General features: G+C 73.7%; 14 protein-coding genes. 10 read left to right on the forward strand and 4 right to left on the reverse strand.

What is annotated here, in order from left to right; translation table 11 throughout:
* Positions 1 to 153 precede the first annotated feature (153 nt).
* The 5 genes from ACF1BE_RS11535 (at position 154) to moeZ (ending at position 6044) form a co-directional block, all read left to right on the forward strand.
* Complete coding sequence (locus ACF1BE_RS11535; protein WP_392198782.1) at positions 154 to 1848, forward strand: glycosyltransferase; 1695 nt, start codon at positions 154 to 156, stop codon at positions 1846 to 1848.
* A gap of 626 nt (positions 1849 to 2474) precedes the next feature.
* Entirely contained in the window at positions 2475 to 3554 is a 1080-nt protein-coding gene (locus tag ACF1BE_RS11540; RefSeq protein ID WP_392198783.1) for a hypothetical protein, read from the forward strand.
* Positions 3555 to 3732: 178 nt separating this feature from the next.
* Complete coding sequence (locus ACF1BE_RS11545; protein ID WP_392198784.1) at positions 3733 to 4692, forward strand: NAD-dependent epimerase/dehydratase family protein; 960 nt, start codon at positions 3733 to 3735, stop codon at positions 4690 to 4692.
* Positions 4680 to 4802, forward strand: coding sequence for a hypothetical protein (locus ACF1BE_RS11550; protein WP_392198785.1), 123 nt, complete (start codon positions 4680 to 4682; stop codon positions 4800 to 4802). The genes ACF1BE_RS11545 and ACF1BE_RS11550 overlap by 13 nt, the downstream gene beginning before the upstream one ends.
* A 63-nt stretch (positions 4803 to 4865) precedes the next feature.
* Positions 4866 to 6044 carry an adenylyltransferase/sulfurtransferase MoeZ gene (gene moeZ / locus ACF1BE_RS11555; protein WP_392198786.1) on the forward strand — a complete coding sequence of 393 codons (1179 nt, stop codon included), beginning with the start codon at positions 4866 to 4868 and terminating at the stop codon, positions 6042 to 6044.
* Between the two features lie 104 nt (positions 6045 to 6148).
* On the opposite strand, the gene ACF1BE_RS11560 is transcribed toward moeZ, so the two are convergent.
* The 3 genes from ACF1BE_RS11560 to ACF1BE_RS11570 all read right to left on the reverse strand — a co-directional run bounded on the left by ACF1BE_RS11560 (position 6149) and on the right by ACF1BE_RS11570 (position 12482).
* Entirely contained in the window at positions 6149 to 7702 is a 1554-nt protein-coding gene (locus ACF1BE_RS11560) for an alpha/beta hydrolase (protein ID WP_392198787.1), read from the reverse strand.
* 153 nt (positions 7703 to 7855) lie between these two features.
* On the reverse strand, positions 7856 to 9400 hold the full coding sequence (locus tag ACF1BE_RS11565) for an alpha/beta hydrolase (RefSeq protein ID WP_392198788.1): 1545 nt from the start codon (positions 9398 to 9400) through the stop codon (positions 7856 to 7858).
* A 97-nt stretch (positions 9401 to 9497) separates the two neighbouring features.
* Positions 9498 to 12482 carry a lysylphosphatidylglycerol synthase domain-containing protein gene (locus ACF1BE_RS11570; RefSeq protein WP_392198789.1) on the reverse strand — a complete coding sequence of 995 codons (2985 nt, stop codon included), beginning with the start codon at positions 12480 to 12482 and terminating at the stop codon, positions 9498 to 9500.
* A 186-nt stretch (positions 12483 to 12668) separates the two neighbouring features.
* On the opposite strand from ACF1BE_RS11570, the gene ACF1BE_RS11575 reads away from it, so the two are divergent.
* The 5 genes from ACF1BE_RS11575 (at position 12669) to nudC (ending at position 23132) form a co-directional block, all read left to right on the forward strand.
* Entirely contained in the window at positions 12669 to 13049 is a 381-nt protein-coding gene (locus tag ACF1BE_RS11575) for an MGMT family protein (protein WP_392198790.1), read from the forward strand.
* A 257-nt stretch (positions 13050 to 13306) separates the two neighbouring features.
* Entirely contained in the window at positions 13307 to 16837 is a 3531-nt protein-coding gene (locus tag ACF1BE_RS11580; protein WP_392198791.1) for a UvrD-helicase domain-containing protein, read from the forward strand.
* A 114-nt stretch (positions 16838 to 16951) separates the two neighbouring features.
* The gene (locus ACF1BE_RS11585; protein ID WP_392198792.1) at positions 16952 to 20584 is read left to right on the forward strand and encodes a UvrD-helicase domain-containing protein; all 3633 of its coding nucleotides are present in this window, start codon (positions 16952 to 16954) and stop codon (positions 20582 to 20584) included.
* Between the two features lie 52 nt (positions 20585 to 20636).
* On the forward strand, positions 20637 to 22040 hold the full coding sequence (locus tag ACF1BE_RS11590; RefSeq protein ID WP_392198793.1) for a dipeptidase: 1404 nt from the start codon (positions 20637 to 20639) through the stop codon (positions 22038 to 22040).
* 147 nt (positions 22041 to 22187) lie between these two features.
* Positions 22188 to 23132, forward strand: a complete 945-nt coding sequence (gene nudC / locus ACF1BE_RS11595; protein WP_392198794.1) for an NAD(+) diphosphatase — start codon at positions 22188 to 22190, stop codon at positions 23130 to 23132.
* A 97-nt stretch (positions 23133 to 23229) separates the two neighbouring features.
* Here nudC and ACF1BE_RS11600 read toward each other — a convergent pair whose 3' ends face one another.
* Positions 23230 to 23472 carry a mycoredoxin gene (locus ACF1BE_RS11600; protein ID WP_356819894.1) on the reverse strand — a complete coding sequence of 81 codons (243 nt, stop codon included), beginning with the start codon at positions 23470 to 23472 and terminating at the stop codon, positions 23230 to 23232.
* Positions 23473 to 23597: the final 125 nt, after the last annotated feature.

The following is a 23597-nucleotide window of genomic DNA, read 5'->3' on the forward strand; positions in this document are numbered from 1 at the left end:
ACACCGCCGAACCGGCCCCCGTCCGAGCGCCCCGTCCCGGGCATCCCCCCCACCCCCCCGCCCCCCCACCACCGCCTTGTCCCCTTACGTTCGTCCCGCCGCGAGCCGCCGGGACAACGGCGGCTCCCCAGACGGGAGATCGGGGGTGCACACGTGCGCATAGGGCTGGTTACGGAGGGTGGCTGTCCGTGTGTGAGCGGTGAGGCCGGGCTCTGGTGCGACCGGCTGGTGCGCGGGCTCGGCCGGCACGAGTTCGACGTCCACACGCTCGGCCACGGCCGGTGCCAGGAGGAGGACGAGCACCCCACCCCGCTCCCCCCGCAGGTCAGCCGGGTGCGTACGGCACCGCTGCGGCAGGCAGACACCGACACGGTCGCGTACGGACGGCGCGCGCGCCGACGCTTCACCGAGTGCTACGGCGAACTGGTGGGGGTGGTGTCCGGCGGGACCCTCGGCGCCGGCGCCGACAGCGCGTCCGGTGATCTGGCGGACCGTTTCCGCAGCGCGCTGTACGGGCTCGCCGAACTCGCCCGCGAAGGGGGACTCGTCGGCGCCCTGCGCTCCGACACCGCCGTACGCGCCCTGGAACGCGCCTGCCGCGCACCCGGCGCACTGCGCACGGCGCGCGAGGCGCGCGTACCCGAGCTGCTCGCCGTCGCCGCACACCTCGAACGCGCCCTGCGCCCCCTCTCCCTCGACTGGTACGACGACGACGGCCTCGGCGCGGCCGACCTCTGCCACGCCACCACCGGCGGCCCCGCCGCCCTCGCCGGGCTGCTCGCCCGGCACTTCTCCGGCGTGCCGCTGCTCGTCACCGAGTACGGCGTCCGACTGCGCTCGCACTACCTGGGCGCGGGCCCCGACACCGCCGCCCCCGCCGTACGTGCCCTGCTCGCCGCCTTCCACGGCCGGCTCGCCGCCGAGGTGTACGGCGCGGCCACGCTCCTCACCCCGGGCAACGCACACGCCCGCCGCTGGCAGGAGCGGTGCGGTGCTGACCGGGCGCGCATCCGCACGGTGTACCCGGGCATGGAGGCCGCCCGCTTCACGGAGGCCGGCGAGTCCCCGGACCGCGCCGACCCGCACACCCTGGTCTGGGTCGGGCGCGTCGAACCCGCCAAGGACCTCGTCTCACTGCTGCACGCCTTCACCGAGGTCCGCAGGGAGAGACCCGAGGCCCGCCTGCGCATCGTCGGCGCGCCCCTGGACGTTCCGCAAGCGGCCTATCTCGGGCACTGCCGGGCACTCGCCGCGCAGCTCTTCCCGGACGAGGCCGACGGTGTGCACGCCGTCGGCGACAACCCCGTCTCCTTCGAGGAGATCGGCGGTCCCGAGGCTCCCACCCTGGCCGACGCGTACGCCGCCGGCGCGGTCGTCGTCCTCTCCAGCGTCGTGGAGGGCTTCCCGATCAGCCTCGTCGAGGCCATGTTCTGCGGCCGGGCCACGGTGTCCACGGACGTGGGCGCGGTGGTGGAGGTCATCGGCGGCACGGGACTCGTCGTGCCCCCGCGCAACCCCAGGGCGCTCGCCGAGGCGTGCGTCGGGCTGTTGCGCGACTCCGAGCGCCGTGCACGCCTCGGCGCCGCCGCGCGCGCCCGCGCACTCGAACTGTTCACCGTCGAGCAGAACATCGCGGCATTCCACGGCATCTACCTGGACATCGTCTCCCACAGCCCGGTCCCCCGTGTCGTCCTCGACCCGGCAGGCACCCCACTGCCGTTCGCCGCCCCCGCCGAGTCCCGCGTCCCCGGCCACTGGACCGGCCCCACGCCCCGCGCCCTGCCCGGCTGGGCCACGACCACCCCCGTACGGGCGACACCGCCGGCGGCATCGGAGGGAGCGCGATGAGCGACGTGGACAGCCGGCTGCCGGGAACCGGGCCGACCCCGGGCGCCGCGGAGAAGCCGGGTACGCCGAGCGGCGGGGGCGCGGGGGCGGCGGGGTGCCCGGGGGCCCGGTCGGTGAGTGGACTGGCGGGCCTCGGCTCCGGGCCGGCGGGCGCATTCGGGGGCTCGGGCTGCCGTTCGGTGGGCGGGGCCGGCGGTCCGGGCTCCGGTTCGGTGGGCGGGCGGACGGGTGAGTGGGGCGAGCTGGGTTCCGCCGCTGTGCGCGCGGCGGTTGCGGAGGACGCCAGGAGCGGTCGTGAGCCGGCCGGGGCGGACAGCCCGGGCATGCCCGGCGGAGCCGAACCGTGGGACGCGCGGTCGGGGGAGTGGCCGGCGGACGAGCCGGCCGGTTCGCGATCACCGGCCGACCCCTTCGGAGAGGGCGTCGCCGGACCGACGGCGGGCCTCATCCGTGACCCGGCCCCGCGCGTCGCCGGACCGGCCGGCCTCCTCGCGGATCCGGGGCACGCCTCCGGGCCGTCGGCCCCACCCGGGCCCCGGGACGCGCTGTCCGCTTCCCGCGTCGCGGCCGGCCCGGGGCCGGACCGGAGGCGTACGCCTGCGACCCGCCGTGGATCGGTCGACCCGGTGAAGGTCCTGCTGCACCGGCACCGTGAGCTGTGTGAGCGGGCTGTGGACCCGTTGGAGATCGCCGCCGGGCTGGAGGCGCACGGCGTGACCGACCGGACCGCCGCCCGCTTCCGGCACCGTGACGTCTTCTCGCTCGCCGAGGAGCTGTACGCGCGCGTGCCCCGCACCGGCGAACCGTGCCCGGCGCCCGAGTCCCCGCCCGTGCCCCGCGCCCGTGCGAGCTGGGCCGTGCTCAGCCTCCTGCCCGGGACACTCGGCGCGGCCACCGTTGCCGGACTGCGCCTCACCCACGGACACCCCCGCCTGCTGGTGGCCCTCGGTGGCCTCCTCGCCGTAGCCCTCGCCACGCGCGCGGCACTGCGCCACGGCCCACTCGCCCGTCCGATCGCCACGCGCGCGTGGCGGTCCGCGCACCCCGCGCGGGTGTGGACCCTGTGGCTGCTCGCGTACGCCCTCGTCGGCGACGGCCTTCTCCACCGCGTCATGACGGGCGGTCCCGACGTCCCGCCCACCGCCACCGGGAACACCCCCTGGCCCACGGCCACCATCCCGGTCCTCGCCCTCCTGCTCGCCTGCGCCCCCGCGGCCTGGTGCGCCCACCTCCTCACCGCCGGCGCCCGCCGCAGGCTGGCCGGCAGCCGGGGCCTCGCGGACTTCACGGCCGCGGCCAGGCCCCTGCTGCTCGGCACGTTCGCCCTCTTCCTGGGCGCCCTCGCCGGTCTGCTCCAACTGTGCGCCACGGTCCTGCACGGACCCGCGGCCCGCCCGCAGGCACTCACCCTCGGCGCCCTGCTCCTGCTGGCCCGCCTGCTCACCGTGCACCACCACCGGCACGCCCCCGCTCTCGCGCTCGGCACCGCGGCGGTGACGGAAGCGGCGGCCCTGGTGCTGACGGCGGCCGGCCGGCTGCCCGGCTGTGCCTTTCTCGCGGCGCCCGTACGGAGCCTTGTCGCCGCCGCGGGGGAGGCCGCCGTACCGGCCCTCGCCTGCGGCACCGCCGCCCTGGTCCTGCTGCTGCACGCCGGCCGCACCCTCACCCGGGCCTCGGCCCACGCGCCCACGGGAGCAGCCGAGTGAATCTTCCGCCTGCCGGTCCGACCCACCGCCGGAGGCACCCGCATCACCCCTTTGAAGGAGACCACCAGATGACCACCTCCCGACCCGGAGCGTCCGGCGCCACCGGAGCGGCCGGAGCAGCCCCAGCACCCCTCGAAACAGCCGGCACCACCGGCGCGCACACCCCGGGAGCCGCCCGATGAGGATCCTGCTGATCGGAGCCAACGGATTCATCGGCCGCTTCGTCGCCGACCGTCTGCTCGCCGACCCGGCCGTCCAGCTCACCGCGCTCGGCCGCGGCGACGACGCCGACGTCCGCTTCGACCTCGCCACCGGCAGCCCCGGCGCCCTCACCCGCTTCCTGGACGCGGTCCACCCCGGGGTCGTCGTCAACTGCGCGGGCGCCACCCGCGGCGGCGCCCGCGAACTCACCCGGCACAACACCGTCGCCGTGGCCACCGTCTGCGAGGCCCTGCGCCGCAGCGGCTGCGGCGCCCGGCTGGTGCAGATCGGGTGCAACGCGGAGTACGGCCCGAGCCAGCCCGGCTCCTCCACGGCCGAGGACGCCGTACCGCGCCCCGGCGGCCCGTACGGCGTCAGCAAGCTCGCCGCGACCGAACTGGTCCTCGGCTCCGGCCTGGACGCCGTGGTCCTGCGCGTCTTCTCGCCCGCCGGTCCCGGCACGCCGGCCGGTTCGCCGCTCGGCCGGCTCGCCGAGGCGATGCGCCGGGCGATGCAGTCCGGCGACGGTGAACTCAAACTCGGCGGCCTCGGCGTGCAACGCGACTTCATCGACGTCCGCGACGTCGCCCGCGCCGTGCACGCCGCCTCGCTCTCCGCCGCGCAGGGCGTGATCAACATCGGCTCCGGCCGCGCCGTCCGCCTCAGGGACGCCGCCGCCGTCCTCGCGCGCGTGGCCGGGTACGGCGGTGCCCTCCACGAACTCGACGTCCCGCCCGCACCCCTGCGCGGCACCATCGGCCACCCGCGCGCGGACTCCGACCACTCGGCCCCGATGGCGTACCCGTATCCGGACGGCTGCGGCAGCTGGCAGCAGGCCGATGTGCGCACCGCGCGCGACCGGCTCGGCTGGCGGCCCCGTATCGCCCTCGAAGAATCCCTGGCCGACATCTGGATGGAGGCGGCATGCCGCATCTGACCGGCACCGCCGCGCCGGTGCGCGGACGCTGCCCGTGCACCGGCACACGGACGCTGCCCGGCTACTGGGACGGCATCGTCTCGCCCGTCGGAACAGGTGTCTCGGAATGAAGAAGGCCGTGGCAGTGTTACGGGGAGAACAACTGTAGTGATTGACCGATCAACGGAGCCCCCGTGTCGCTGCCACCCCTGGTCGAGCCAGCTACTGAGCTCACCGTAGACGAGGTCCGCAGGTACTCCCGCCACCTGATCATCCCCGACGTGGGCATGGACGGGCAGAAGCGGCTGAAGAACGCCAAGGTGCTCTGTGTCGGCGCCGGCGGCCTGGGCTCGCCGGCGCTGATGTACCTGGCCGCCGCGGGCGTGGGCACCCTGGGCATCGTGGAGTTCGACGAGGTCGACGAGTCGAACCTTCAGCGTCAGATCATCCACAGCCAGGCCGACATCGGCCGCTCCAAGGCCGAGTCCGCGCGCGACAGTGTCACGGGCATCAACCCGTACGTGAACGTCATCCTTCACGAGGAGCGGCTCGAAGCCGACAACGTGATGGACATCTTCAGCCAGTACGACCTGATCGTCGACGGCACCGACAACTTCGCGACCCGCTACCTGGTCAACGACGCGTGCGTGCTGCTCAACAAGCCGTACGTGTGGGGCTCGATCTACCGCTTCGACGGCCAGGCCTCCGTCTTCTGGTCCGAGCACGGCCCCTGCTACCGCTGCCTCTACCCGGAGCCCCCGCCCCCCGGCATGGTTCCGTCCTGCGCCGAGGGCGGCGTTCTCGGCGTGCTCTGCGCGTCCATCGGCTCCATCCAGGTCACCGAGGCGATCAAGGTCCTCACCGGCACGGGCGAACCGCTGGTCGGCCGCCTGATGATCTACGACGCCCTGGAGATGCAGTACCGCCAGGTCAAGGTCCGCAAGGACCCCGACTGCGCGGTCTGCGGCGAGAACCCGACCGTCACCGAACTCATCGACTACGAGGCCTTCTGCGGCGTCGTCTCCGAAGAGGCCCAGCAGGCCGCCGCCGGCTCGACGATCACTCCGAAGCAGCTCAAGGAGTGGATCGACGAGGGCGAGAACATCGAGATCATCGACGTCCGCGAGCCGAACGAGTACGAGATCGTATCCATCCCGGGCGCCAAGCTGATCCCGAAGAACGAGTTCCTCATGGGCACCGCCCTCGGGGGCCTCCCGCAGGACAGGAAAATCGTCCTGCACTGCAAGACGGGTGTCCGCAGTGCGGAAGTCCTCGCGGTCCTGAAGTCCGCGGGCTTCGCCGACGCCGTCCACGTCGGCGGCGGCGTCATCGGCTGGGTCAACCAGATCGAACCGGACAAGCCGGTCTACTGACCAGCCCCTGAGCCGACCGACGAGGTGGAACAGGCCCACGGCTCCGACCAGTTCGGGTGCCGTGGGCAGTCGGCCCCGGGTTCGCCGGGCGACGTGTCGTGCCCTCAGGAGCAGACCGTGCCGTCCTTCGGCACCGTGCCGTGCAGCAGGTACGCGTCGACCGCCGAGTCGACGCAGTCGCTGCCGTTGCCGTACGCCCCGTGGCCCTCGCCCTTCCAGGTCAGTTCGACGCCCACGCCCCTGCCCAGTTCGTCGGCCATCCTGCGGGCGCCCTCGTAGGGAGTCGCAGGGTCGCCGGTGTTGCCGACCAGCAGGATCGGCGCCGCGCCGGGTGCGCTCACCTCCGGCGTGTCGAACTGGCCCGGCACCGGCCAGTCGTGGCACCAGCCGGCCGTGTCCCATCCGAGGAAGTCCCCGAACACCGGGGAGATCCGCTCGAACTCCGCCAGTCGTTGTCTGGTGTCGGCGAGCGTCGGACGTTGGCGGTCGTCCAGGCACGATATGACGCGCTGGGAGTGGGACGTCGTGCCGTAGTGGCCCGAGGAGTCACGGTCGTCGTACGCGTCGGCGAGCGCGAGCAGCTCCGAACCGTCGCCCTTCTCCGCCGACTTCAGCGCACTGGTCAGCCGTGGCCAGCTCGACTCGCTGTACAGCGGCAGGATGATCCCTGTGGTCGCGAGCGTCTGGTTCAGCTTCCGCCCGGACGACGTCGGCAACGGCTCGGCGTCCAGCCGCTCCAGCAGGTCCGCGATCTTCCTCGAACCCCGCGCCGGGTCCTGGCCGGTGGACTTCAGATAGTCGTCCAGTGCCCGCTGGAAGCCGCGGGCCTGGTTCTGCGCGTGGCCCATCGTGTCGGCGGCCGGGTCGACCACGGCGTCGAGCACCAGCCGTCCCACCCGCTTCGGGTACAGGTGGGCGTAGACGCCGCCGAGTTCGGTGCCGTAGGAGATGCCGAAGTAGTGCATCTTCCCGTCGCCGAGAACCTGGCGCATCAGGTCCATGTCGCGGGCGGTGTCGGTGGTGGACACATGGGCCAGCAGCGGGCCGGCGGCCTTCTGGCAGCCCTTGCCGAAGTCGGTGGCGTCCCGGAAGTACGCCCTCTCCTCAGCCGGGGTGTCCGGTGTGGTGTCCACGGCCTCGGCGGCCTCGGTCGCCCGGTCGCCGCGGCAGCGGACGCCCTCGCTCGCGCCGACCCCGCGCGGGTCCCAGCTCACCAGGTCGTAGCGCTTGGCGAGTGCGGAGACGGTCGCCGAGAAGTACGGCATCGTCGAGACCCCCGAGCCCCCGGGGCCGCCGAAGTTGAACAGCATCGAGCCGATGCGGTCACCGCCGGTCGCCCGCGCGCGGATCAGGGCGAGACCGATCGTCTCGCCGTCCGGCTTCGACCAGTCCAGCGGCGCCTTGAGCGTCGCGCACCGCCAGTCGTCGCCGGGTGCGGCGGAACTCCCGGTGGTCCCGCAGCGTCGCCAGTCCAGGTGCTGCGCGGTGAGTGAGGAGGGAAGACCGGCCGTGGAGGCAGGCATGGTGGAGCGCGGCGCCGCCGGGTCAGGCGGACCGGATCCCTTGCCCTCGTCACCGCTCCCGCCGGACGAACCGCCGCAGCCGGCCACCAGCAGCGCCGCGGCCACCGCGGCCGCCCCTCGCAGCAATCCCCTCATGCGCGCCCCCCTCACAGGCCCTCCGCGTCGTACCGCGCCGGGCGTTCAGGCCATGGTAGGCGTCCCCGTCCCGGCCCGTGACAGCCTGTGGATAACCCTTTGACCTGCGCATTTCTTGGGTCGTCGGGCCCTGCCAGGAGCTGACCGGTCCCGTCAGGAGCAGACCGTGCCCGCCTTCGGCACCTTCCCGTCCAGCAGATAGCCGTTCACCGCGCTCTGCACGCACCGGTTCTTGCTGTCGTACGCGCCGTGCCCCTGGCCCTTGTACGTCAGCTCGACGGCGACGCCCTTGCCGAGCGCGTCGACCATCCTCTTCGCGCCCCCGTACGGGGTGGCCGGGTCGCCGGTGTTGCCGACGACGAGGATCGGTGCCGAGCCGGGTGCGCTGACGTCGGGATGGTCGGCGGCACCCGGCACCGCCCAGTCGGTGCAGCCGACCATGCTCCAGGCCAGGTAGTGCCCGAACAGCGGGGAGGCGGCCTGGAACTCGGGCAGCTTCCGCCGGACGTACTCCGTGGTGTACCGCGGCTTCTCGTCGGAGCAGTTGATGGCGATGTTCGCCGCGGTGATGTTGCTGTACTCGCCGTTCTCGCTGCGGCCGTTCATCAGGTCGGACAGCAGCATGAGGGTCCTGCCGTCGCCGTCGTACGCCTCCTCCAGCCCCTCGGTGAGGTATTCCCAGAAGTCCTTCGAGTACAGGGACTGCGCGATGCCGTTGGTGGCGGCGGTCTGCGTCAGCCGGCGCGGGAAGATCCCGGGGATCGGCTTCTTCTCCAGGTCGGCCAGCAGTTTCGCGATGCGGTCCTTGACCTCCTGCTCGGTGTCCCCGACCGGACATTCCGTGGTCTTCGACGTGCAGTCCTCGGCGAAGTTGTCGAGGGCGAGCTGGAAGCCCCGGGCCTGGCCGAGCGCGCTCTGTTCGGGGTTCTGGGTCGGATCCACGACGCCGTCGAGGACGGCCCGGCCGACGTGCTTCGGGTACAGGTGGGCGTAGACACCGCCGAGTTCGGTGCCGTAGGAGATGCCGAAGTAGTACAGCTTGCCGTCGCCGAGGACCTGGCGCATCAGCTCCATGTCACGGGCCGCGTCCGTGGTGCGCACGTGCGGCAGGACCTTCGTGGAGTTCTTCTCGCAGGCCGCGTTGAACTGCTGGGTGCGCTTCAGCAGCTGGGCGCGTTCGGCGCTGTCGTCCGGGGTCGCGTCCTGCTGGAAGAACACGTCCAGCTGGGCGTCGCTCTCGCACTCCACCGGCGCGCTGCGGCCGACCCCGCGCGGATCGAAGCTCACCAGGTCGTAGCGGGTACGCAGGGCGGTGTAGTCCTCGCCGAACGACGGCAGCGCGGTCACGCCGCTGCCGCCCGGGCCGCCGAAGTTGAACACGAGCGAGCCGATCCGCCTGTTCGCGGGACCACTGGCCTCGGCCCGGATCAGGGCGATGCCGATCGTGTCGCCCTTGGGCCTGCCCCAGTCCAGGGGCGCCCTCATGGTGGCGCACTGCCACGTGGTGCCGTTCGGCAGCGGGGAGGGAGCGCTGCCGCCGCCCTCCGCCTCGGACGGGGCCGGACAGTCCTTCCAGTCCAGCTTCTGCGCCGTGAGGTCCCCGTCCTCGGTGTGGCCGCCGCATCCGGCCAGTACGGCGGAGAGCAGCACGGCGGTGGTGGTCAGGGCGCCGGCGCGCAGCCGGAAGGGGTTCGCCATAGCCCCATCCTGGGGGCGCGCCCGCCGGGGCGCGCGGGGCGCGGGCCGTCCGGGGTACCGCGACCGCGGGGGGCTGCGGCAGCCACCCGACGGGGCCTTACAGGGCTCCCTTGCGGCTGAGATGGCTGAAGGCGAACCAGCCCGGCAGCACCGGCAGCCACAGGGTCAGCAGCCGGAACAGCAGGACGGCCGGGGCGGCGACCTCCTTGGGCAGGCCCACGGCGATCAGGCCGACGGTCAGCGTCGCCTCGACCGCGCCGACGCCGCCGGGGGTGGGCGCCGCCGAACCGAGCGCGTTGCCGGCGAGGAAGACGACGGCGACGCTGGCGATGCTCAGTGACACCGAGCCGTCGCCGAAGGCCCGGATGGAGGCGTCCAGGCACATCACGAAGCAGGCGGTCAGCAGGAGCATGCCGCCGATGCCGGTGACGAGCTTCTGGGGCCGCTGGAGCACGTCGAGCATGCGGGGCACGACACCGGCGAACAGTGACCGCACGCGCGTGGCGACGAACTTCCGCAGGAACGGCACCGAGGTGACCACGAGGACCAGGACGGCCACGGTCAGCAGGCCCGCGATGACCGTGCGGGACGGCGACAGCGACGGCGTCTTCTCGGTGCCGGTCAGATAGCCGAAGGACAGCAGCATGAGGATGTGACAGCCGAGCCCGAACAATTGCGAGGCGCCGACGCTCGCGACCGCGAGTCCCGGGCGTACACCGGCGCGTTGCAGGAAGCGCGTGTTGAGGGCCACACCGCCGACGGCCGCCGGTGCCACGATCTTCACGAACGATCCGGCGACCTGCGCCGCCACCGTCCGCGGGAACGGCACCCGTTCCGGTACGAAGCCCAGCAGGGCCATCGCGGCGGCGACGTAACTGAGCGCGGAGAAGAGCACCGCGGCGGCCACCCAGCCCCACTGTGCCTGCGCGAACAGCGTGCCGAACTCGATGTGGGTGAGCTGGGTCAGCAGGTAGTAGGCGCCGATCGCACCGGCGATGAAACTGATCAGCGTGCGCGGTCTGACCCGTTCCAGCCGGGCCGGCTCCACGGGCGCCTGGGGCCTGATGAGCAGTACCTCGTGCCGGATCTGGGTGAGCAGATCCTCCTCGCGGACCTCGTCGAGGGCTTCGTCGATGGCCCGCTTCTCCGCGCGCTGCTCGGCGCGGACGGTCTTCTTGTCGGGTTTTTCCAGGGCGGGCGCCGCAGTCTCGGACGCCTCCTCCAGGCGGGCCGGCTTGCTCTGCCGGGAGGCTTCGAGCACCGCCTCGCGTTCGCGCTGCGCCCGCTCGCGCGCCAGTCGGCGCAGCGTTGCGCGCGTGGAGCGCGTCAGCGCGATCGGTTGCAGCATCGGCAGACAGTCGGCGACCGCGTCCGGGCCGAGCACCCCGACGGCCGAGGCCACCGCCCGCTGGGCGCCGACCCGCAGGCCGAGCGTGGTGACCAGCTGGGCGACGTCCATGCGCAGCAGCAGTTCGCCGGCCGCGATCTCGCCTCCGCGCAGCTCGGTGAGGATCACCCTGCCGGAACGATCCACCAGGATGGCGTCACCGGCCAGCCTGCGGTGCGCGATGCGGCGCGACTGGAGCGCCTGTACCTGGTGCCAGGTGTTGCTCAGCAGCTCGTCGGTGATGTCCTCGTCGGCCAGCGAGTCCAGCGTGCGCCCACCGGTGTGCTCGTAGACGAGCATGACCGCGTCGGGGCCGAGTTCGGAGGTGGCGATCAGCTTGGGCGCGTTGGCGCCCGCCGCGATCGCCGCGTACGCGAGCAGCGCCTCCTGCTCCAGTGCCTGGCGCAGCGACTGGAGGCTGGATCGGGTGGCGAAACCGCGCAGGGTCAGATTGCGCCACGCGCGGTAGAAGAAGCCCTGCGCCTGCTGCTCCCGGTCGACGACCGTGACGTCCAGCGGGGGGCCGTCCTCCAGGGTGACGAAGTAGCGCCGGCCCCGGTCGCCGTTCTCCGTCTCCCCGGCCTCCTCACGGGCCGCGGAGACGGGACGGAAGCCGACGTGGGTGAGGCCCGCCATCAGCGTCTGCCCGGTGGGGCGGACGTTGGGGGAGCCGACCGCGTAGAGGGTGCCGTAGGCGATGGTCCAGCCGATCAGCACCGTCAGGATGATCGAGAAGGGCGTCGTGTAGCCGGTGACCAGCATCGAGAACGCGTCCAGCATCAGCACGATCCACAGCACCGCGCGCCATCTGGGTCTGCGGGACATGCCGACGGCCGTCATGTAGGCGATGACGGGTGCCAGATAGCCGTGCACCGGGTCGGTCAGGGCGTGGATGTCACCCGGCGAGGGCTGGGTCAGCGCCTCCTGGATCGAGTCCGGGGCGGCCCGGGCGACCCAGAGATCGGTGGCGAGGGTCACTCCGTGGGCGAGGACGGCCGCGAGGACGCCGTCGGCGATGCGCAGCCCGTCCCGTTTGATCAGCCGTTCGATGGCGAAGGCGACCGGGACGAGGAGGATCGCGATGCTGGATGCCAGGCCCGCGATCTTGATCAGCAGGTCCGGAGCCTGGCCGGTGCCCTTGTTGATGTCCTGTTCGAGGCCCGAGGTGGTGCCGTGCGCGAACGCGGCGATCGAGAGGAGCACCGCGATGGCCAGCACACCCACCAGGAGCCGTACGAGGTCGGAGGGGCGGTGCACGCGTGCGGGGAGCAGCGGTTCGTCGCCCTCCACCTGTTCGGCGTGCGGGTCGTCGCCGGCACACGCGCGGGGGTCGCCGGACGCCTCCCCGGAGGGGTGCGCTCCGTCGCCGGCGCCACCGTTCCCACCGGCACCGGCGTCGTCCCCGGTGGCGTTCTCCCGCGCGCGCGTGCCGTCGCCCTCGTGGGCTTCGGCGTCCTCCTGCCGCGCGCGTGCGGTGTCGTCACCGGGGGATCCGGCCGTGGATCCGCCGGCGCGTGCGGCGACGTCGGGACCGCCGGCCGCGGGTACGCCCGCGCGCGTGCCGTCGTCCGTCTGCGGACCGCTGTCTTCCTGCCGCGCGTCGGTGCCGCCCCCGTCCGCCTGGGCGGTGTCGGGGCGCGCGGAGGCGTCAGGGGTGCCCGCCGCTCCTTCGGGGTGCACGCCCTGCTCCTTCATGGTCTCTTCTTGGTCTCGTATCACCAGTCACCGCCCGCACGATGGTGGCATGCCCCACCGGCACACACGGGCATCAGGGTGCGCATGCGCGGGCGCACAGTCTGCCCCAAGGACCGCGCCGGGGCGAGAGGAGCGCTCCCCGCGGACCACGCCGGGACACCGGGGGAGTGCGGCAGGATGGGACGAATGAGCGAGCAGAGCCCGGCCGGCGAGGCCCGCGACCCCGACGCGCTGCCGGAGTACGCCGAGCGGGTTCTCGAGGTCGCCGAGCGGATCCCGCCGGGCCGGGTCATGACATACGGCGATGTCGCCGAGTGGCTGGAGGAGGGCGGGCCGCGCCAGGTCGGCCGGGTGATGGCCCTCTACGGAGGCGCCGTCCCGTGGTGGCGGGTCGTCCGGTCCGACGGCGTGCTGCTGCCCGGCCACGAGCTGCGCGCGCTCGCGCACTACCGCGCGGAGAGCACGCCGCTGAAGCAGGCGGGCAGGAGCGCGGCGGGCCATGTGCCGAGGCTCGACATGCGGCGGGCCCGGTGGGACGGCGGCGCGGGCGCGGAGGGTCACATCTGACAGCTTCCGCCATCGGCTGCCGGCCGGGAGGACCTGTGGCCCGTACGGGTGACACGGGGGACGTCCGTGGCATGCCGTACGTTCGTGGGACGAGGGGCGCACGTGGCCCGATCGCCGCGAGGGAAGAAGCGGAAGTTCTGCTTCCGTCCGGAGCGGCGGCGTAGCGTCGGCAGCCCGTGTCCCCCTCACCCCGCGGCCACCGCCCCGCACGCGTGACCACCCGCCCACCAGCACAACCACCAGGACCGGCCGAACACGTGAGCTCCTCTTCCTCCACCAGGCACCTGCCGCACCCCTCGGTGCGGCAGGGGAACCGTGGCGCTTACCGGCTGGTGCGTACGCCCCCGGCCACCGTGGCTCCCCCTCGTCTGGACGCGGCGCAGCGCGCCGTGGTTGACCACCGGAGCGGACCGCTTCTCGTCCTCGCGGGCCCCGGCACCGGCAAGACCACCACCCTGGTCGAGTCCGTGGCCGCGCGGATCGCCCGAGGGGCCGACCCCGAGCGGATCCTGGTGCTGACGTTCAGCCGCAAGGCCGCCGTCGACCTGCGTGACCGCATGGCCCTGCGCATGGGCGCCACCCGCGCGCCCAGGGCGACCACGTTCCACTCGTACTGCTACGCGCTGGTCCGCGCGCACCAGGACAGCGGCCGGTTCACCGAGCCGCTGCGCCTGCTCTCCGGACCCGAGCAGGACGTCACCGTCCGTGAGCTGCTCGCCGGGCAGCCCGAGCTGGAGCGGCTCGGGCTGGCCCATGTGCGCTGGCCCGACGAACTGCGCGCCTGCCTCACCACGCGCGGCTTCGCCGACGAGGTCCGTGCCGTCCTCGCCCGCAGCCGCGAGCTGGGTCTCGGCCCGGACGCCCTGGACGCCTTCGCGCGCCGCACCGGCCGCCCCGACTGGCGCGCGGCAGCCGCGTTCCTCGCCGACTACCTCGACACACTCGACCTCCAGGGCGTGCTCGACTACGCGGAACTGGTCCACCGCGCCGTCCTGCTCGCCCACCGCCCCGACACCGCCGCACGGCTCGCCGCCCAGTACGACGCCGTGTACGTCGACGAGTACCAGGACACCGACCCCGCCCAGGTACGCCTCCTGCACGCCCTGGCCGGCGGCGGGCGCACCCTGGTGGCCTTCGGCGACCCCGACCAGTCGATCTACGCCTTCCGCGGCGCCGACGTGAACGGCATCCTCGACTTCCCGGCCGCCTTCGCGCGCGCGGACGGCCGCCCCGCCCCCGTCGAGGTGCTGCGCACCTCCCGCCGCTCCGGCGCCGCCCTGCTGGCCGCCACCCGCCTGATCACCCAGCGGATGCCGCTGCCCCGGCTGCCCGCCGACAAGGTCCGCGCCCACCGGGAACCGGCCGCCGTACGGGACGGCGGCCGGGTCGAGGTCTACACGTACCCGACGCCCGGCACCGAACTGGACAACATCGCGGACATCCTGCGCCGCGCGCACCTGGAGGACGGCGTCCCCTGGAACGACATGGCCGTACTGGTACGTGCCGGATCCCGCTCCCTGCCGACCCTGCGCCGCGCCCTCACCTCGGCCGGCGTGCCGCTGGACATCGACGGCGACGACCTGCCCCTGCGGCACGAGCCGGCGGTGGCACCACTGCTCACGGCCCTGCGCGCGGTCGCCACCGCGGAGGCACGGCGCCGCGAGGAGCAGCCCACCGCACCGGCCGCGGCGCAGCCCACCCAGTCGCTCCCCGCTCTCCCGGACGAGCAGCCCGCCGAGCCCCCCACCGGCGACGAAGACCCCACCGCACCGTCCCCGGCGCAGCCCGCCGTACCCCTCCGGGACGAGCAGCCCGCCACGTCGGCCGAGCCGTCCGTGGTGCCGGCCGACGACGGCGAGCCGTCCGCCGGGCACACGGCCGCCGAGGACGCGCCGGAACGGGCCCCCGACACCTGCTGGCTCGACACCGAGACCGCCCTCACCCTGCTCGCCTCCCCCCTCGCCGGCATGGACGCCGCCGACCTGCGCCGCCTCGGGCGGGCCCTGCGCGAGGAGGAGCGGGCCGCCGGCAATCCGCTGCCGCCGCCGTCCGACGAACTGCTCACGCGGGCGCTCGCCGAACCCGAGCGCCTGGCGGTGCACGACCCGGCGTACGCCCGCGGAGCGCAGCGCCTCGGCGCGCTGCTCCGCAAGGCCCGCGAGCGCCTCGCCGGCGGCGGTACGGCCGAGGACGCGCTGTGGGACCTGTGGGAGGGCACGCCGTGGCCCGCGCGCCTGGAGCGGGCCGCCCGGCGCGGCGGCGCGGCCGGCCGCAATGCCGACCGGGACCTGGACGCCGTGTGCGCGCTGTTCGCCACCGCCGCGCGCGCGGAGGAGCGCACCGGCGGCCGTGGCGCCCTGAACTTCCTGGCCGAGATCGAGGCCGAGGACATCGCCGCCGACACGCTCACCCGCCGCGCGGTGCGCCCCGACGCCGTCCGCCTGATGACCGCTCACCGCTCCAAGGGCCTGGAGTGGCGGCTTGTCGTCGTCGCCGGCGTCCAGGAGGGCCTGTGGCCCGACCTGCGTCGCCGTGGCTCGCTGCTGGAGGCCGACCGCATCGGCCGCGACGGACTCGCCGAGCCGCTCACCCCGGGCGCGCTCCTCGCCGAGGAGCGCCGACTGTTCTATGTCGCCGCCACGCGCGCGCGTGAACGGCTCGTCGTGACCGCCGTGAACGCACCCGCCGACGACGGCGACCAGCCCTCCCGGTTCCTGACCGAGCTGGGCGTCGAGCCGAAGGACGTCACCGGCCGCCCCCGGCGCCCGCTCTCCGTCGCCGCGCTCGTCGCCGAGCTGCGCGCCACCACCGTCGACCCGCGCGCGTCCACCACGCTGCGGCAGGCCGCCGCCCGCCGGCTGGCCCGGCTGGCCGCGCTCGCCGACGAGGACGGCCGCCCGCTCGTGCCCTCCGCGCACCCCTACCGCTGGTGGGGCATGTTCGAGCCGACCGAGAGCAAGGTGCCGCTGCGCGACCGCGACCAGCCCGTCGTGCTCTCCGGCAGCGCCCTCGACCAGCTCGCCAACACCTGCGCGCTCCAGTGGTTCCTGGGCCGCGAGGTGAAGGCCGACGCACCCGCCACCACCGCACAGGGCTTCGGCAACGTCGTCCACGTCCTCGCCGACGAGGTCGCCTCCGGTCGTACCCCGGCCGACCTCGACGTCCTCATGGAGCGCCTGGACTCCGTGTGGAACGCGCTGGCCTTCGACGCGCCCTGGAAGTCCCAGCAGGAGAAGGACAACGCGCGCGTGGCGCTCGAACGCTTCCTGAACTGGCACGTGCTGGCCCGCGCCGGCCGCACCGCCGTGGCCAGCGAGCAGGACTTCGACGTCACCATCGGAGCGGGCGACTACGAGGTCCGCATCCGGGGCCAGATGGACCGCGTCGAGACCGACGGCGACGGCCGGGCCTACGTGGTCGACTTCAAGACCGGCAGACACGCACCCACCGCGCGCGAGGTGGAGCACCACCCGCAGCTCGCCGTCTACCAGCTCGCCGTGCGCGAAGGCGCCGTCGACGAGGCCTTCGACGGCGCACGCCCCGAACCGGGCGGTGCGGAACTGGTCCACCTCAGGCAGGGCGCCGCCAAGCGTGACGGGGGAGACGGCCTGCCCCGGGTGCAGGGCCAGGAGCCGCTGGCGGGGGAGTGGGTCGGCGAGCTGCTGGCGACCGCCGCAGGCAAGGTCCTCGACGAGCGGTTCACACCGAGCACCGGCCAGCAGTGCACGCACTGCGCCTTCCGCGCCTCGTGCAGCGCCCGCCCCGAGGGACGCCACGTGGTGGAGTGAGACGCGGTCCGGGCGGGGGTGACGCACAGCACCCCGCGTGCTGACCTGCCCTTTCCTGCCCCCGGCGGTCGATTCGTCCTCGACTGTCAGTGGCCGCCGCTAGCCTTCTTCGACATGCCAGCCCGTATCACCGACCCCGAGCAGCTCAAGCAGCTCCTCGGCATCCCGTTCACCCCGGAGCAGATGGCCTGCGTCACCGCGCCGCCCGCCCCGCAGGTGATCGTGGCCGGCGCCGGGTCCGGCAAGACCACCGTGATGGCGGCCCGCGTGGTGTGGCTGGTCGGCACCGGGCAGGTCGCGCCCGAACAGGTCCTCGGCCTCACCTTCACCAACAAGGCCGCCGGCGAGCTGGCCGAACGCGTCCGCAAGGCGCTGATCGCGGCAGGCGTCACCGACCCGGACGTCATCGACCCGGACAACCCGCCGGGCGAGCCGGTCATCTCGACGTACCACGCCTTCGCCGGCCGCCTGCTCACCGATCACGGCCTGCGCATCGGCCTGGAACCCACATCCCGCCTCCTCGCCGACGCCACCCGCTACCAGCTCGCCGCGCGCGTGCTGCGCGAGGCCCCCGGCCCCTACCCGGCGCTGACCCGCTCCTTCGCCGACCTGGTCAGCGATCTGCTCGCCCTCGACTCGGAACTCGCCGAACACCTCGTCGACCCGGTAAGGGCGCGCGCCTGGGACGCCGACCTGCTGCGCGCCCTGGACGGCGCCAGGCTCACCAACGCCGACCTGCGCAAGGTCCCCGAGACGGCTGCGGCCCGCCGGGAACTCGCCGACCTCGTCCGGCGCTACCGGGCCGCCAAACGCGAGCGTGACCTGCTCGACTTCGGCGACCAGATCGCCCTGTCGGCCCGCCTCGCCGGCATCCCGGAAGTGGGCCGCCTGCTGCGCGAGGAGTTCCGCGTGGTGCTCCTGGACGAGTACCAGGACACCTCCGTCGCCCAGCGCGTCCTGCTGGCGGGCCTCTTCGGCGGCGGCACCGGCCACTCGGTGACCGCGGTCGGCGACCCCTGCCAGGCCATCTACGGCTGGCGCGGAGCCTCCGTCGCCAACCTGGACGACTTCCCCGAACACTTCCCCCACGCCGACGGGCGGCCCGCCACCCGGCAGGCGCTCAGTGAGAACCGCCGCAGCGGCGGGCGCCTCCTCGACCTCGCCAACGACCTCGCCGAGCCGCTGCGCGCCCTGCACGCGGGCGTGGAGGCTCTCCGCCCGGCCCCCGGCGCCGAGTACGACGGCACGGTCCGCTGCGCCCTGCTGCCCACGCACGCCGAGGAGATCGACTGGATCGCCGACTCCCTCGCCCACCTCGTCCGCACCGGCACGCCCCCCGGAGAGATCGCCGTGCTGTGCCGGACCGCGACCGACTTCGCCGAGATCCAGGGCGCCCTCGTCGCCCGTGACATCCCCGTCGAGGTGGTCGGTCTGTCCGGGCTGCTGCACCTGCCCGAGATCGCCGACCTCGTCGCCGTCTGCGAGGTCCTCCAGGATCCCGGCGCCAACGCCTCCCTGGTGCGCCTGCTGACCGGCCCACGCTGGCGCATCGGCCCGCGGGACCTCGCCCTGCTGGGCCGCCGCGCCCGCCTGCTGGTCGCCCACGCGCGCGTGGACGGCACCGACGATCCCGACCGCCGGCTCGCCGCCGCCGTGGAAGGCATCGACCCGGCCGAGGTGATATCGCTCGCGGACGCCCTGGACACCTTCCTGGAGACGCCGGCGGCCGGCACCTTCGGCGAGGGTGCCGACGACGGACTGCCGTTCTCGCCGGACGCACGCGTGCGCTTCGCCCGGCTGGCCACGGAACTGCGCGACCTGCGCCGCTCGCTGTCCGACCCGCTGATGGACGTCCTGCACCGCGTGCTGGCGGTCACCGGCCTGGAGGTGGAGCTGTCCGCGTCCCCGCACGCGCTGGCCGCCCGCCGCCGCGAGACCCTGTCCAACTTCCTGGACATCGCCGCATCCTTCGCCGCGAGCGACGGCGAGGCCACCCTCCTCGCCTTCCTGGGCTTCCTGCGCACCGCCGCCCAGTACGAGAAGGGCCTGGACAACGCCCTGCCCGGCGGCGAGAACACCGTCAAGGTGCTCACCGCGCACAAGTCCAAGGGCCTGGAGTGGGACGTCGTCGCCGTCCCCGGACTGGTGACCGGCACCTTCCCCAGCGCCCAGGGCCGCGAGAAGTGGACCGCCCAGGCCAAGGTGCTCCCGCACGCCCTGCGCGGAGACCGCGACACCCTGCCCGACATCGACTCCTGGGACTCCCGGGGCATGAAGGCCTTCCACGAGGCCATGAAGGACCACCAGCACACCGAGGAACTCCGCCTCGGCTACGTCACCTTCACTCGCCCCCGGTCCCTCCTGCTCGGTTCCGGCCACTGGTGGGGCCCCAGCCAGAAGAAGCCGCGCGGCCCGTCCGACTTCCTCCAGGCCCTGTACGACCACTGCGCCGCCGGACACGGCGAGATCGAGGCGTGGGCGGACGAGCCCGCCGAGGACGAGGAGAACCCTGCCCTGCACGCGGCCACCGCCGACCAGGTGTGGCCGCTCCCGCTCGACGCCGGCGGCCTGGCCCGCCGCCGCGCCGCCGCCGAGACCGTCCTGGCCCACCTGGACATCCTCACCGCCCGGCCCGAGAGCCGCCGGCCGGCCCTCCACGACCCCGCCGGCGCCGAGGACCCGGACTGGCCCGCACCACCGGCCGACCCGTACGGCGAGGAACCCGGTGGCGAGGACCCGTCCTACGAAGAGCCCTACGGCCAGGAGCCGTACGACGAAGAGTCCTACGGCGAGCCGTACGAGGGTGTCCTGGGCGATGCGGACCTCCCCTTCGAGGACGACTTCCTCCCCGAGCCGCACTTCCCGTACGACGAAGCCGTCCCGGACGAAGCCGTCCCGGACGAAGCCGTCCCGGACGAAGCCGTCCCGGACGAAGCCGGCCGGGACTCCTGGAGCGCCGGGCGGCCGACGGTCCCCCACCAGGCGTCCGCCCCGCAGCACCACCCCGGCCCCCGCGAGTCGCCGCGCACCGCGTCCCTCACGCCCGAGGAGGCCCGCGCCGTCGCCTCCTGGGACCGCGATCTGGACGCCCTCACCGGAGAGCTTCTGCGCGCCCGGCAGGCCGTCACCGACGTCCCCCTGCCCGCCACGCTCACCGCGTCCCAGCTGCTGCGGCTCGCAGAGGACCCGGACGGGCTCGCGCAGGAACTCGCACGCCCCATGCCGCGCCCCCCGCAACCGGCCGCGCGCCGGGGCACCCGGTTCCACGCCTGGGTCGAAGCCCGCTTCGAAGAGCTGACCCTGCCCCTGCTGGAACCGGAGGAACTGCCCGGCAGCGACGCCGAGATCACCGACGAACGCGACCTGGAAGACCTGAAGGAGGCCTTCGAACGCACCGAGTACGCCCGGCGCACCCCCTACCGGGTCGAGGCACCCTTCCAGCTCACCCTGGCCGGCCGCGTCGTGCGGGGCCGCATCGACGCCGTCTACAAGAACGGCGACGGCGACGGCACGACGTACGAGATCGTGGACTGGAAGACCAGCCGCACCCGTACCGCCGACCCGCTCCAGCTCGCTGTCTACCGACTCGCCTGGGCCGAGCAGCAGGGCGTGCCGCCCGAGTCCGTCACGGCCGCCTTCCTGTACGTGCGGGGCGGCGAGGTCGTACGCCCCGCGGGCCTGCCGGACCGGGCCGCGCTGGAGCGGCTGCTCACCGGCGAGACGGAGAGCACACCGGAGGCGAGCTGAGTGTGACGAACCCCCGCCGACGACGTCCGTGCGGGCGGATAGGCTCGTGAGCATGAGCCAGACCCCGGACAGCGCCGTCCGCGCGTACATCGAGCAGCACCGCGCCGCCTTCCTCGACGACCTCACCGCATGGCTGCGCATCCCGTCCGTGTCGGCCCAGCCCGATCACGCGCCCGACGTACGGCTCAGCGCCGACTGGCTCGCCGCCGAACTCCTGAAGACCGGCTTCCCGACCGTCGAGGTCTGGCAGACCCCGGGCGCCCCGGCCGTCTTCGCCGAGTGGCCCTCGGACGACCCGCAAGCACCCACGGTCCTCGTCTACGGCCACCACGACGTGCAGCCCGCCGACCGCGAGGACGGCTGGGACAGTGACCCCTTCGAGCCGGTCGTCCGCGGAAACCGCCTCTACGCGCGCGGGGCGGCCGACGACAAGGGCCAGGTGTTCTTCCACACACTCGGTGTGCGCGCCCACCTCGCCGCCACCGGGCGCACCGCCCCCGCCGTCCACCTCAAGCTGCTCATCGAGGGCGAGGAGGAGTCCGGCTCCCCGCACTTCCGGACCCTGGTGGAGGAGCGGGCCGGGCGGCTCGCCGCCGACGCCGTGATCGTCTCCGACACCGGCATGTGGTCCGAGGACACCCCGACCGTCTGCACCGGCATGCGCGGCCTCGCCGAGTGCGAGATCCGGCTGTACGGCCCCGACCAGGACATCCACTCCGGCTCCTTCGGCGGCGCCGTGCCCAACCCGGCCACCGCCGCCGCCCGCCTGGTCGCCGCCCTCCACGACGAGCACGCGCGCGTGGCGATACCCGGCTTCTACGACGGCATGGTGGAGCTGACCGACCGCGAGCGGGAACTCTTCGCCGAGCTGCCCTTCGACGAGGAGCGCTGGTTGCGCACCGCCAGGTCCCACGCCGCCCACGGCGAGGCCGGTCACACCACCCTGGAGCGCATCTGGGCCCGCCCGACCGCGGAGGTCAACGGCATCGGCGGCGGCTACCAGGGCCCCGGCAGCAAGACGATCATCCCGTCCGCGGCCATGGTGAAGCTGTCCTTCCGGTTGGTCGCCGGCCAGGATCCCGGCCACATCGAGAAGGCCGTCCGGGACTGGGCCGCCGGACAGGTGCCCGACGGGATCCGGTGCGAGATCGAGTTCGGCTCGGCCACGCGCCCGTGCCTGACGCCGCTCGACCACCCCGCGCTGCGGTCCCTGGTCCGCGCCATGGGCCGCGCCTTCCAGCAACCTGTCCGCTTCACCCGAGAGGGCGGCTCCGGGCCCGCCGCCGACCTTCAGGAAGTCCTCGGTGCCCCCGTGCTCTTCCTGGGCATCTCCGTCCCATCCGACGGCTGGCACGCTCCCGACGAGAAGGTGGAGCTGGACCTCCTCCTCAAAGGCGTCGAGACCAGCGCCTACCTGTGGGATGACCTGGCCGAGAACTGGCGTCCCGCACCCTGACCGGCCGGGGCGTACGGCAGGGCACCGCGCGCGGGGCACACTGGAAGAACCGCCTCGTCCGTCCGCGCCCGGCCCGGTGTCCTCCGCCCTACGTCCCGCCGAACCGCCCGCCGAACGAACCGCTGCTCTGGGGGAGTGGAACCACCCGTGACCACCTGGACCGACCACACAGCCGACCGACCCATCTCGCTGACCGCTCCGAGCGGCATCGACCGCGCCGCCCACCACCGGCTGGACGAGGCCTGGCTCGCGGCGGCGTGGAGCCACCCCACCACCCGGTGTTTCGTGGTCTCCGGCGGTCAGGTGCTCATCGACGAGTCCCCGGACGGCCGGACCGAACTCGTCATGACGCCCTCCTTCGAGGCGCCGCTCACCGAGGCGCACCGCTACTTCCTGGGCATCGACGAGGACGGCGTCAGCTACTTCGCCCTCCAGAAGGACGCGCTGCCCGGCCGCATGGACCAGTCCGCGCGCCCCGCGGGCCTGCGCGAGGCCGGCCTGCTGCTGTCGCCCCGGGACGCCGGGCTCATGGTGCACGCGGTCGGCCTGGAGAACTGGCAGCGCACCCACCGCTTCTGCTCCCGTTGTGGTGAGCGCACGGTCATCGCCGCCGCCGGCCACATCCGGCGCTGCCAGGCCTGCGGTGCCGAGCACTACCCGCGCACCGACCCGGCCGTGATCATGGCCGTGACCGACGAGGACGACCGCATCCTGCTCGGCCGCCAGGTCCACTGGCCCGAGGGCCGCTTCTCCACGCTCGCCGGATTCGTCGAGCCGGGGGAGTCGATCGAGCAGGCGGTGCGCCGCGAGGTGTCCGAGGAGGCAGGCATCACCGTCGGTCCGGTCGAGTACGTCGCCAGCCAGCCGTGGCCGTTCCCCTCCAGCCTGATGCTCGGCTTCATGGCCCGCGCCACATCCACGGAGATCGACGTGGACGGGGACGAGATCCACGAGGCCCGCTGGTTCTCCCGCGAGGAACTGCACGCGGCCTTCGAATCGGGCGACGTGCTGCCGCCCTACGGCATCTCGATCGCGGCCCGCCTGATCGAGATGTGGTACGGCAAGCCGCTGCCGACGCGCGGCTTCGTCTGAGCCACGCCACCCCGGTGAGGGACGACATACGACAGGGCGGCCCCGGAGCGATCGGGGCCGCCCTGTCGGGCGTGTCACCGCGCAGGCGCGCGGAACGTCACGCGGCGAGCTTCTGCTTCACCTGAGCCAGCGACGGGTTGGTCAGCGTGCTGCCGTCCGCGAACAGCACGGTCGGGACCGTCTGGTTACCGCCGTTCGCCTTCTCCACGAACGCCGCGGACTCGGGGTCCTGCTCGATGTTGATCTCGCTGTACGCGATGCCCTCGCGGTCCATCTGGCTCTTCAGCCGCCGGCAGTAGCCGCACCACGTCGTGCTGTACATCGTCACAGTGCCCTGCATGTCTCGCGCTCCTCAGGCAGCTCGGAAAAGGCCGTCGGGAGTAGAACGCACCGGCCCGGGTCGCCATTCCCGCCCGGGTACGCGCGCCTCCCGCACGGATACAAGCACAGAACCCGTGGGTCACT

Source organism: Streptomyces sp. NPDC014991, from assembly GCF_043080665.1.
GTDB lineage: Bacteria > Actinomycetota > Actinomycetes > Streptomycetales > Streptomycetaceae > Streptomyces.